General features: G+C 41.1%; 9 protein-coding genes. 4 read left to right on the plus strand and 5 right to left on the minus strand.

Features of this window, described 5'->3' with window-relative positions:
- Positions 1-41: 41 nt before the first annotated feature.
- Positions 42-3,332: an alpha-mannosidase gene (locus RMY00_RS25860; RefSeq protein ID WP_322650288.1), complete on the minus strand. Its 3,291-nt coding sequence runs from the start codon at positions 3,330-3,332 to the stop codon at positions 42-44.
- 88 nt (positions 3,333-3,420) lie between these two features.
- On the opposite strand from RMY00_RS25860, the gene RMY00_RS25865 reads away from it, so the two are divergent.
- The 3 genes from RMY00_RS25865 (at position 3,421) to RMY00_RS25875 (ending at position 6,546) form a co-directional block, all read left to right on the plus strand.
- Positions 3,421-5,034: a hypothetical protein gene (locus RMY00_RS25865; RefSeq protein WP_322650289.1), complete on the plus strand. Its 1,614-nt coding sequence runs from the start codon at positions 3,421-3,423 to the stop codon at positions 5,032-5,034.
- A gap of 182 nt (positions 5,035-5,216) precedes the next feature.
- On the plus strand, positions 5,217-5,513 hold the full coding sequence (locus RMY00_RS25870; RefSeq protein ID WP_322650290.1) for a hypothetical protein: 297 nt from the start codon (positions 5,217-5,219) through the stop codon (positions 5,511-5,513).
- Between the two features lie 112 nt (positions 5,514-5,625).
- Positions 5,626-6,546, plus strand: coding sequence for an alpha/beta hydrolase (locus RMY00_RS25875; RefSeq protein ID WP_322650291.1), 921 nt, complete (start codon positions 5,626-5,628; stop codon positions 6,544-6,546).
- 75 nt (positions 6,547-6,621) lie between these two features.
- On the opposite strand, the gene RMY00_RS25880 is transcribed toward RMY00_RS25875, so the two are convergent.
- The 3 genes from RMY00_RS25880 to RMY00_RS25890 all read right to left on the minus strand — a co-directional run bounded on the left by RMY00_RS25880 (position 6,622) and on the right by RMY00_RS25890 (position 9,261).
- The gene (locus tag RMY00_RS25880) at positions 6,622-7,065 is read right to left on the minus strand and encodes a type II toxin-antitoxin system VapC family toxin (RefSeq protein WP_322650292.1); all 444 of its coding nucleotides are present in this window, start codon (positions 7,063-7,065) and stop codon (positions 6,622-6,624) included.
- Positions 7,066-7,067: 2 nt separating this feature from the next.
- Positions 7,068-7,382 (minus strand): hypothetical protein, encoded by a 315-nt coding sequence (locus RMY00_RS25885; protein ID WP_322650293.1) that lies wholly within the window; start codon positions 7,380-7,382, stop codon positions 7,068-7,070.
- Positions 7,383-7,608: 226 nt separating this feature from the next.
- Positions 7,609-9,261, minus strand: a complete 1,653-nt coding sequence (locus RMY00_RS25890; protein ID WP_322650294.1) for a mechanosensitive ion channel — start codon at positions 9,259-9,261, stop codon at positions 7,609-7,611.
- 325 nt (positions 9,262-9,586) lie between these two features.
- On the opposite strand from RMY00_RS25890, the gene RMY00_RS25895 reads away from it, so the two are divergent.
- A complete protein-coding gene (locus RMY00_RS25895; RefSeq protein WP_322650295.1) occupies positions 9,587-10,027 on the plus strand; it encodes an SRPBCC family protein in 441 nt (146 codons plus the stop codon).
- Between the two features lie 67 nt (positions 10,028-10,094).
- On the opposite strand, the gene RMY00_RS25900 is transcribed toward RMY00_RS25895, so the two are convergent.
- Positions 10,095-10,919: a SirB1 family protein gene (locus RMY00_RS25900; RefSeq protein WP_322650296.1), complete on the minus strand. Its 825-nt coding sequence runs from the start codon at positions 10,917-10,919 to the stop codon at positions 10,095-10,097.
- Positions 10,920-12,206 lie beyond the last annotated feature (1,287 nt).

Below are 12,206 nucleotides of genomic sequence, written 5' to 3' on the forward strand. Positions count from 1 at the left end.
TGTGGAAAACCACAATTGACCACTGACATAGTACTAGTTGCTTACTCTAGCTTGGGATTAATCGCTGGTATTACCTTGAAACTGGCGATTTTCCAAGGCTGTATCGTCAATATTTGTTGCTCAGATGAGAATTCAGTAGTAGAGGAACGCTCTAACAAGTCTACTGTATCTCCTAGATTTAACCCTAAATCGCTTTGCAAAGATAACTCGGCTGTTTCTCCGTGACATTCATAACACCGCAGAATTAACTGCTGTGGGTCATCCTCAGATGGCTTGAAGGCCATCAAGATTAAATTTTCAGCTGATAAATCTAGGAAACTCACCCCCAACCCCTCTTTGCTAGCTGAGAGGGGAGAATTTTTATCTAAGTTTTGATTAACGGGATTCAATATCACTTGTAAGGGTATATTCAATTCATAGCCACGGCGTACTGTATGGGCTGATTCCCAGCTACCAACATGGGGATACAAAGTATATGTGAACTCGTGAAAACCTCTATCAGCCTCTGAGTCTGGCCAATTAGGACTGCGTAGGAGTGTTAAGCGGAGTTGATTTGGTTTGCTGTCGTAACCGTATTTACAATCATTCAGCAAACTAACACCACAACAATTTTGGATTGTGTCTTCTGTTGTTAAATCAGCCCAACGTAAGGCGGGGACTTCCCATTTTGCTTGTTCTGCCGGGGTTTGCGGTTTAGTTGGACGGCGAATAGCGCCACAGGGAATTTCATAAGTAGCAAAGCCTGCTTCAATATTCAAAGGAAAAGCAGCTTTTACTAATACATGATTTTCTTGCCAGTTGACAGTAGTAGCTATTTTCAGCAGAGGTGAATTAGCTTGCAGAATATAGTCTTGGCAAAATTCCGATTCACCCAACTGACGCACCACGCGCACACGACTTTGCACTGGCCCTTGTTCTAACCACTGAATAGATAGAAGATTTGTTGAGGGTAAGGGATGTTGAGCGTAATTGGGGTCTATATTCCAAGCATCCCAATATTGACCACTGTCTTTAAAAGCTTGTAGTTGATTCCCTGCCCCACTCAAAACTTCTCGTTGATAAGTTTTGTCAAAAACACTTGATAAATCTCCAGTATCAGGGTCTATAACAACTCGTAAGAATTCATTTTCTAAAATCCAGTCTGGGAGGAGTGGGGGAGATGAGGGAGATAAGGGAGATAAGGGAGATGAGGGGGAAAGCCAAAATATACGGTAGCCTATGGGTGGAATTTCGATAGCGAGAAATTGTAGGATTGATGGTTCAGATAATTGGGAGACAAGCTGGTTTCCAGAAGCATCGTAAATCTGCCATTCCTGGGTAGTGGTTGGTGGCGTGGGTAAGGGTACAGACACTACTTCAGAGCGTTGCCAATTGAGAGAATTGAAAACGAAAATAGACAAACTATCGGGTTTTGGCGGTTCTGATAGGGTAATGTAAGATGCGATCGCTAAAAGTGATTCCTGTAATATCTTCGTTCCCATTTGTTCCACTTTCTGCCATTCGGGCAACGCATCCGTGTAAACTTGGGTAATTGAAGAACCAGGTAAAATATCGTGAAACTGTTGAAATAACACCAGTTTCCAAGCTGCTTCGATTTCTGCTTTAGGATATGTCACACCACAGCTTACGGTTGCCAAAGTAGCAAATAGTTCAGCTTCATACAATAAATTTTCACAACGACGATTCCAGCGTTTTTGGTCTGCGTGTGTAGTGTAGCAACCGCGATGGAATTCGAGGTATAGTTCGTCATTCCAGGTGGGGAAAGGAGGAGAGGCAGGGGAGGCAGGGGAGGCAGGGGAAGCAGAGGAAGCAGAGGGAGAATAACTCCTGAATTCTGACTCCTGAATTCTGACTCCTGATTTGATTTGTTGTAAATATTTTTCAGCCGTTGTAAATTCTAAGTCTGGGAAGAAAGGGGACTTTTGCCAACGTTGGGCGGTTTCTAACATATCACGGGTGGGGCCGCCGCCGTGGTCGCCGACACCGGGAAGCCAGAGGGATTGTGCTAAACCAGTCTGGGATTGCCATTCAAGAGCGTAGGATGCCATTTTAACTGGGTCTATAGCTTCACCGATGGGTGCAGACATCAAACTAAAGACTTCGCTACCGTCAGGCGATCGCCACCAAAAAGCCCCATAATCAAATTTAGTAGTATCATTCCACCGCAACTTCTGAGTAACAAAATACTCAATTCCGGCATTAGCGAAAAACTGCGGTAAAGTGGCACAAAAACCAAAAGAATCTGGAACCCATACCACAGTTGAAAGCTTACCAAATTTTTCTTGAATGTAACGCTGACCATACAATAGCTGACGGACTATTGATTCACCTGCAATTATGTTGAGTTCCGGTTCCACCCATATTCCGCCGACAACTTCCCAACGTCCAGCAACTACCTGTGCTTGAATTGCCCTGAATAAATCCGGGCGATGTTCTTCAATCCAGGCATAAAGTGCAGGAGTCGAATGACAAAAAATTAACTCAGGAAAATCTGCTTGTAACTTCAAAACTGATTCAAAAGTGTTTTGCGCCGCATTCCAAGTTTCACTCACAGGCCATAGCCATGCTAAATCTAAATGAGCATGACCCAACAAGAAAATTTTGGATTTTTGATCCCCCCAAACGCCGATGTCAGATTGAATTAAATTTTGACGTAGAGACAAAAACGACTTTACGAACTCTCCCTTTTCTTCCTCCGTGTCCTTGGCGTCTTGGCGGTTCGTAACCTCCCCCACCATCGCCGCCAAAACATCCAACCTCTCCGGCGCAAACTTTTCCAAATAAAGTTGCACCACAGCCAACTCATCAGCCACAAACCCCGGATCGGGATTATTATCAACAGTAGACTCATAAACTAGGAGCGATCGCACTAAAGCACCATCACAATGCCCCGGACTCACTAACCGCAAAGCCACAATAAACTCTTCCCCAGGCGTTACCCCTCGACTGAGAAGCACTCTAGGCGAACAATCAAATAAATCACCCTCCAGCACTAACTCCCCATTTACATAAATCTCAGCAGAATCCGCCCACCAAACCAGCGCCAGCCGCAAAGATAACCCAGCTAAGGGATAGCCCTGTAAATCTTGGGGAACCACCAATCTTTGCACTAGCCATAACACTTTTTTCTTGCCTGTCCAAGCAATATGTTCTTTAGCATTCAACTGGACAGGTTGCCAATGAGACAAATCAGCAGCTACAACATCAGTAATAATCAGGTCAGATTCCTGGTATAGCCAAGTAGACTGAAGATTAACTTGACAAAAAGAGCGCAGTTGCTCAATTGCTTGTGAGATGATTTTGGTCTGGGATTGAGAGACAGTCGGGGTCATATATTCGCTAAGATGAGGTGTTGGTCGTTTTTATTGTTTGGCGCGAGTCTCACAACTTATACAAGACTTGAACTAAAAAATTACTACTATGTCTTCTGGTTCCTCTGGGCGTTATCAAAGCAGACTATTTAACTTTGTCCACCAGCAATCTCGGCGGGTGACACAACAGTGGGAACACACCTTCCGGCATTTGCAAGTTGCTACTAAGTGGGGTGTGGAGGCACTACTTTACCCAGTGTATCTACTGTTTCAGTCATCTGAATCATCTGGGAAAACGCTACAGACCAAAGAACCACAAACTAGACTAAAGTTACAACCAAATGATACCGGTTTCCAACCCAAAATTCCAAATGTTGATAGTCCCATTCAACATGTACTAGAGGCAGTCAATTATCTGTCATCTAATGAAGCTGCTTCTAATCCTGCAAAAACAGTTGAATTTTTCAAACCTTTGGCTTTCTTGGGAGTTTTACGGCTAAAATTTGCTAAAAAGTATACAAATAATCCTAATCTTACTCAATTATCAAATATTACTGATAATCAGAGCGGAAGTCTCAACCCTTTACAGCTAGAAAATGCTCTCCATCAGCAGCTTGCAGTAGTGCGGGGAATTGCCACAAATTTGATAGATCGTAGTTTAGTACTTGTTACTGCCGACAATGAAATTCTAGATATTTTGACACCCCAGCAACAGGCAATACTAGAAGACCGCATTATTAACGAAATTGCTAATTATTGGAAGTCTTGGCGGTTGATTATAGCTAAAAAAGAAACGGAACTATTACCACAAATTGACCATTTATTAGCAAAACTCACTGATGGAAATATAGCTAAAAATTCAGTTTTAGCTGAAGGGGTACCAAAAGATTTACTTAATACAGATAAATTATTAGCATTTCTAGATATAGCTTTTGCTAAATTGGAATCAAATGCTTTAGTACCTGTACAAGAACGTAGTCAAAAAGTTGTTCAAGTTGCCCAAAGTCAGTTAAATATATTTCTTTATGGCAAAGAGCAATTAGCTGCTAAAGGAGAAATTACAGCCAATGCTGACAGTTTAGAAACTCATAGGCTGAATGTTCAGGCTTTAATTGAGGCAGCGCTTAATTACTTTTTTGGTGTTGGGAATAGAAAAACACTTGAGTCAACAACTAGCGATGAGAAATTGCCAGGTAAACTATTATCATCACGTAGAAAGTCTTTGTCCAAAAGCTCTCAGTTGGAAAACCAAGATTTAACAGGTAATCCTTGGCTAACATGGAATGATCTATTTGGCGACACCGAAACCATCGCCCAAAAACCAGTTGCACTTTCTAGAGAGACAAATCCTGCTTTAGCCTCAATATCAGCAGGACATTTTCCACAAAATAATTTAACTATAAGGCAACCTAAAGTTGGATCTGGTTTGGTGCGAAGAAGTAAAAAAACATCTGGAAAAGTTGCCTCTACAAAACAAACCAGAACTAGTATTTCCCAATCTAAAAACGAGAGTCAGAAGGGGGAAATTTTACACCAGCATTTTCACCAAAGCACTCAAGTTGAGGCGCAGCCAGACTGGATAGAAACTAAAGCAACTTCAATAGGTTACGAAAAGCACCCCTTAGAGCAACTTTTAGAATGGGTTGATTATATTATGCTCTGGCTAGAAGAGAGATTTGTAAGGATTTTTCAGTCGTTACGGCAACTATGGCAGGGTAAATAATTCGTAATTCGTAGTTAAGATTTGTTAGATTTCATCTGGGCTTACAGGTTTACATCTTGTAGCCGGATTTTGGATTATTTGCATAAATTGGTAGATATTTTTTTTAAAACTATTATAATATTTATAATCTTCCAATTAAAGAATAATTTAGATTATCTATAATGTTATTGGTGGTTGTCTAAGTGAAAATTATTGTTTACTGTAAATATTTCAATTTCAAAAATCCACTAGATAAACCGAAAATTGAGACATTTGTAGTGAATGTGCCTCAAGTTCCTAAAATAGGTGAAACAATTGTAGTCGAAAGAATTTCACCCCGAAAAGAGTTTGTAATTATTTTTGAATATATTGTGACAGCAGTGCAATTTAACGCTTCTAGAGAATCGGCTGACTCAGCAGATGCTCAGGTAAATGCGTTTTTAAATCACTGTTGGGAGGGAACATCAAATTTCAAAGTTACAAACTTTTTAGAGCAATAAACCCTTACCACAACATGTAATTGAGGAAATAACGTATAATTTGGCTCCTGTTGGTTAATAATTAGTTGACATGTTAATAGCTTGCTGGGAGAATATCTAAAAAACTAACCAGATGATTGACCATAGCGATCGCATCGTGTCTCGTAGAGAAGGCAGATTTCAAGGTGTTGGAGGACTTGAACTGTATTACCAAAGCTGGTATCCAGAGGGTAAAGCACGGGCAATATTAGCCATTGTGCATGGACTTGGAGGACACAGCGATCGCTACAATAATATAGTTCAGCATTTGATACCCAAACAATATGCTGTCTACGCCTTAGATTTGCGTGGTCATGGACGCTCATCGGGCCAGCGAGGCTATATCAACGCTTGGAGTGAGTTTTGCGAAGATTTAGGAGCCTTTTTACAGTTAATTCAGACTCAGAATCCTGAATGCCCAATTTTTCTTTTGGGTCATAGTTTAGGTGGGGTGATTGTCTTAGATTATATTCTACGCCATCCCCAAAAAGCATCAGTTTTGCAAGGTGCGATCGCTCTAGCGCCAAGCTTAGGGAAAGTTGGAGTTTCACCGATTCGGGTGCTTTTAGGAAAAATGCTCTCACGGGTGTGGCCGCGTTTTACCCTGAATACAGGCATTGATCTGAGTGCTGGTTCACGAGATCAGCAGGTTTTAGCCGCCATCGCTCAGGATACACTGCGACATACCCTTGCTACTGCCCGTCTGGCTACAGAATTTTTTGCAACAGTTGATTGGATTTATGCTCACGCAGCTGATTGGCAATTACCATTGTTGATTCTCCACGGTGGTGCAGACCGAGTTGCTTTACCTGCGGGAAGTGATATATTTTACCAACGGGTAAATTGCACAGATAAGCTGAGAATCGAGTATCCGGGAGCCTATCACGAAATTCAGTGTGACCTAAATTACCACGAAGTACTAGCTGATTTAGAAGATTGGTTAGAACAACATCTACCACCTCAGACGGCACAGTTAGGGCGAGGAAGCAGTGAGTTAGAGTTTCCTAGTTCTTAGTGTTCTTACTACAACGTTCTTTCTATCAATCGTCGAGTCAAATTTACTAGTAAAGGGCGATCGCACATTGAATCATTACAGTGTTATTGGATCAACCGCTACAATTCCTTCAGACGCATAGCGAATGAAATCTTTGGTATTTAACGTCAAAATATGCGTCATACTGCTTACCTTCATATTAGCAACGAGACGAGCATCATGCACTTGGATACCTGATACACTGAATGCGACAACAAGCTTACGCCACTCAGGATAAATAGTAGGCATATCAGGCAACAATGGAAAGAGACGCTCAATCAGTTGTAGCAGCCGATCTGCATCTGTTGGTGTCAAGCCAAATCCGTTTTTTGTGGCTGGTCTTGTAGCAACATTCCAAAACTCAACGCAGTTTTGCGCTGTGATTTGCAGTGTATGTCCATCACGTCGCAATTTTCGGATGGCAGTTCGTAGTATTGGGTGTAGTGGGTGAGTGCGATCTACAAAACGCAGCAGAATATTAGTATCTATGAGGTATACCACTGTTAAGGATGATCCTCGTAAATACTCTCACGAGTCACAGCATAATCTGACAGCATAGGTAAATCTAACCCAAAGTATGCCGTAAACTCGTCAGCTAACTTATCTGCAATTAGTTCAAACTCCTCGTTATTCAGTTGACCCTGTGTCTGAAATTTCGCTATCAACTGAGCGCGTTTTTCTTCTTGACCTTTGCGCTGTTGGTCTTGAAAAATTAGCTCTTGAAGATATTCACTAGCTGAACTATAACCGCCCTTAGCGACTTGTTCCTCGACAAAGACTTTCATTGACTCAGGCAAGGAAATCTTAATGTTAGTCATACTATGAAAGTTTGGGTAGGCTGATTTTATCTACTACCTTACCAGAGCGATCGCATATTAAAAGGCAGAGTCAGTTATTTATCTAAAACAGCAGAAAGCTCTTACATATTAAAGATCATTCCCTCTTTAAAGCAAAGAGCCTATGTACAGCAGTAGCCAGATTATCTTGGAAGCCCCCACCAAAATCGGGAAGGACGATTTAGTGGTGGGAGATGTCACAGAGGAATTAGTTTCTACCTTTAAAAGAGTTTAGCCATTCTTGAACTTGCTCGCGGGCAATATCGCGCCCCCCAAGACCAAAGGCTAGGGCAATAGCAACTGCGATCGCACCGAGTAAAAGTCCAAAGGCTAAATTCACAATATCACTAGCAACTCCAATCTGTTGCAGTGCCATTGCAGAAACTAAGGTAATGATGGCAATCCGCGCCACTTGTCCCAAAATTTGGGCTTGGCGGTCGCCGGAACTTGTAATGATGTTAAAAGCCAGATTTGCTAAGAATAAACCAATGGCAAATATCACCAATCCCGCCAAAATCCGTCCGAATATGATCACAATCCCAGACACTAATGCTGTCAAGGCTGGAATATTCAAAATATTCACCGCCGCCACCGTTGCAAATAGCATGATACCCACTAAGGCAACAATGCCTGCAATCTCCGATGGTGTGCGGGTTGGAATTGGGGGGGTTGTTGATTCTGTTGAAACTACGATTCGTCTACTGGGTGTTGTCAGACCCAAAATAGTAAAAATGTTATTAAACCCTAAATTGGTAAGGATACTTGTAACCAAATCCGCAATAAACCGCCCCACAAAATAAGCAACAATCAAAATTGCCAGGGCTGTAAAGATGGCAGGGAGGGCATTGAGAATCTGTTGCAGCATTGCGATCGCAGGCACAGAGATCGCACTAATTTCTAAGGCATTGAGAGCTGCGATCGCCACAGGAATCAAAATCAAAACATAGACAATTGTGCCGATAATATTCGATAGAGGTTGCACCCCCGCAGCCGCAGATAATCCCAACCGACTACCTAAATGGTCGATGCCAGTTGTTGCCAGCAAGTTTGTTACAATCCGCCGTACCACATTAGCTATAAACCAGCCAACTACAGCAATTAGTGCCGCCGCTAAAATGTTCGGTAGAATTAGCAGAACTTCTGTAATGAGAGCTTGTACTGGTTGTAGAGCCTGCCTTAGTTCAAGAGTATCTAAAACTGGAGCCAGAAACAGTAAAAATATAAACCAATACAGAGCATTACCAATAGTCTCACTCAGAGACAGCTGATTGAGGCTGGGTACCCTGTCTTCTGGTTCTGGATTTAAACGTTCATCCAGGTTAAATGCCTGTAATGAGCGTACAGTGATAATCTTGACGATGGTGGCTAAAAACCAGGCAGTTACCAAAAGGATTCCCGCACCAACCAACTTTGGCAAAAAGCCAATAAGTTGATTGAGAAAATTATTCAGAGGTCGAGACGCTACCTCTAAATCTAATGCTTGTAAAACAGCTACCGCCGTCAACAGAATAATGCTCCAAAAGACTAAGCTGGAGATTAATTTCTCTACTTGGGGAACATCTTGACGACCCGTTACCCCTGCGGCAATGCGGTTATCTATATTTGTGCGATTGAGGATTCCTCGCGTCAGCGCGGCTACACCGAAGGCAATTAGCAAACCTACTAACAAAATTGCTACTGCCCCCAGCAGACGGGGCGTAAACAGAATTAACTGTTGAACAATACCTTGCACATCAGCAATTCCTTGATTCACTGCTGGTTGTATCGGTTGCAGACTGGGCGATTGTGCCAAAAATTGCTGTACCCTTGTGGACAAAGCAACTCCTATCACCTCGGTTATTCCTTGCCAAGTTGTGTTCATGGTTGTCGGGAATTATGCTTAAGTATTCGCCGCAAACACTGAGTCAGTGTTTTGCCTATCAATTTACCAGTAAAAACATATATTTATGTCATTGATATCAAGAGTAATTTTTGACTTTGTTACTAATATTTGATTTAATCTACTGATAGTGCTAGATTTGGCGTTACTCTAATTGCAGCAACAGCATCAGAGATAAGCTAACGCGCCTACGTATTGCACTATTTTCCGTGTAGACCGTCATTAGTCATTTGGGTTTACCAAGGACAAAGGACAAAGGACAATCTGACTAGTGGATGTGCAATTTAAATGAGTAACAGCTTATAGAATGTCCCAAGTTTTGGAGCAATCGATTCAAATTAATGCTACAGCTACAGTGGTAGAGCGTTGTATTAGCGATTTAGCTCTCATGCATCGCTGGCTCAACCCCGTTCTCCGTTGCGAACCTGTGGGTGCTTGGAGTACTGATGTTGGCAGTGAAAGCCGTTTTATCATTCAAATTCCTCTATTGAAACCCACGTTGAATAGCGTAGTTGTAGAACGACAACCGGGTTTGGTAGTTTGGGAATTTCAGGGATTTTTTCAAGGGCGCGATCGCTGGGAATGTCAGCCAACAGAAAAAGGAACGCTCCTACTCAACCGCTTTGAATATGATATCCCTAACCCTTTAGTGAGTTGGGGTTTCAACACCTTCGCCGCATCTTGGACAAAAAAAGATATGCAAGCCCAACTCCGCCGCCTCAAACGAGTCGCGGAACAACAAAATTAGTCATTTGTCATTTGTCATTAGGTATTGCTTATTTCTTCCCCTGCCCCCTGCTCCTGTCCCTGCCTCTCTACTCCTCTTTCCCCAATTCCGTAAGTAGCCGCCGAATTACAGATGCATCTTGGGCATCGGGAACTTTTGCTAAATAATTTTGTAAGTCGTCTACGGCTTGGGGGTAGTAACCAAGTTGATAATAGATCAGACCGCGATCGCGTAACTCTAAAGTTAAACTAGGAAATAGCAATAAAATTCGTTCAACTGCTGCCAGTGCTTTTTCTAACTCTTGCTGTTTGAGGTAAATAAATTTTAAATTTGTCAGCATCCGTGCCAAAAATTGCCGATTACTGACTACAGCTAAAAACTCTGGTTGTAGCGTTACAGGTTGCTGATAAAGTTGAGACAGCCGTTCTTCGCAATCTTGGGCAAATATTATTTCACCGCCATTGAAGGCATCCACAAAAATCTCTATATCTTCAATATCCGGGCGGATTAGGAAATGTCCCGGCATCCCCACACCCACCATCGGAAAATCGATCCGTCGAGCAACTTCCAGATAAACCAACGCCAAGCTAATAGGAATCCCTAGCCGACGGTCAATTACATCATTGAAAAAGCTGTTACGCGGATCGTAATAGTCAATTTGGTTACCAGAAAACTTTAAATCTTCATAAAGATACTGATTAATACTTTGAATCATCCGCAAAGGATATCGTGAATCAGGCAGGCGTTCTTGAAGCTCCCATGCCATTGTATCAAGGGCGTTGAGATATTCTTCTGGGTCTAGCTTGGGATATTCTTCTTGTGCAATATATAAAGCTGCCTTTGCTAGGTCAATGTGTTCGTCAGACTGCTGAATCTCCTGATAAAAATATTGTCGTGTTGACGAGAAATTCATAAGCTTTTGCTTGGTCGAAGTGTGAGGATGAAGCGAGAACGCCTTGACTGAACTGAAAATAGTTTTTTCTACCTATTTTTATATTAGGGATATTCAGAAGATTTGAAAATCTAGTTTGTACATAAGTTTCATGGCATTAATCTATCCAGAAAATGAAAATAGGTTAATATAGCTCCTACGTATTGACAAATATACATATTTATAGTATGAAGTAGAGCTTTTACATAAAAAATGTAAAAACGTATAATATAAAGCTATTAAACAGCATTAATTTACTCATATTACTGATTGATTAGATTCCGAAATGGCGTTGAGAGGATGTGTAGTAACTATTTGAATAAATGGTATTACGCTGCTCTTTCTGCGATCGCTAGAGAGAGCAGATTTTTTATGTAAACTTTCTTAACGTAGTATAAGTTTGTGCGAAATCTGTTTTAAGCAATGTAAAGATGTAGAGAATCCAAGTAAGAATTAGTGATTATTAATCAAGGAAGATTCCAAAATTGCATTGAAAAGATGTGTAGTAACTATTTGAATAAATGGTATTACGCTGCTCTTTCTGCGATCACTAGGGAGAGTAGATTTTTTATGTAAGCTTTCTTAAAGTAGTATAAGCATAAAGATGTATAGTATCCAAGTACCAAATACTGATTATTAATTATTCAGATTCCGAAATTGCGTTGAGAAGGTGTGTAGTAACTATTTGAATAAATGGTATTAAGCTGCTCTTTCTGCGATCGCTAGAGAGAGCAGATTTTTTATGTAAACTTTTCTAATAGAATTTAGCAAGCCTTGGCGTACTCTTACAGAGAAGCAAGCTACGCGGAGCGTCTCTTAGAGAAGCTCGCCGCAGGCATCGCTACCCTAAGTTTTTAACCACTACGGTTTTAATAGGTAAGCATCATAACAGTGTGTTATTACGGTATATTTAAATATATATACGTATAATTACGTTGATAAATCTGTTTTAAAGGAACAACTTAAGTTTACAAAGTTTTAGCCAAATATTCATTTGATACCGCTTACACAAGTCCCATTAAATCTAAGCTCTGGCTGTTATTTATTCTAGTTTAGAATGTAATTTTTATGTGAATACACGTACAAAATCTAGTCATAAAAAAAATTGCCACTAATCTAAGTGAATAAGCAAGTGAGGAAAACACAGATAAAACCTCTTGAAATAACTAGAAGACAAAAGCTAAGTTTAAAAGTTTAGTTATTTTCACTAGTGTTTATATCTGCGATCGCAGCGAAAGGCTGAAACTTCACCTGTCGTCATTGAGGCGT

It is taken from the genome of Nostoc sp. ChiVER01 (assembly GCF_034531155.1).
Lineage (GTDB): Bacteria > Cyanobacteriota > Cyanobacteriia > Cyanobacteriales > Nostocaceae > Nostoc.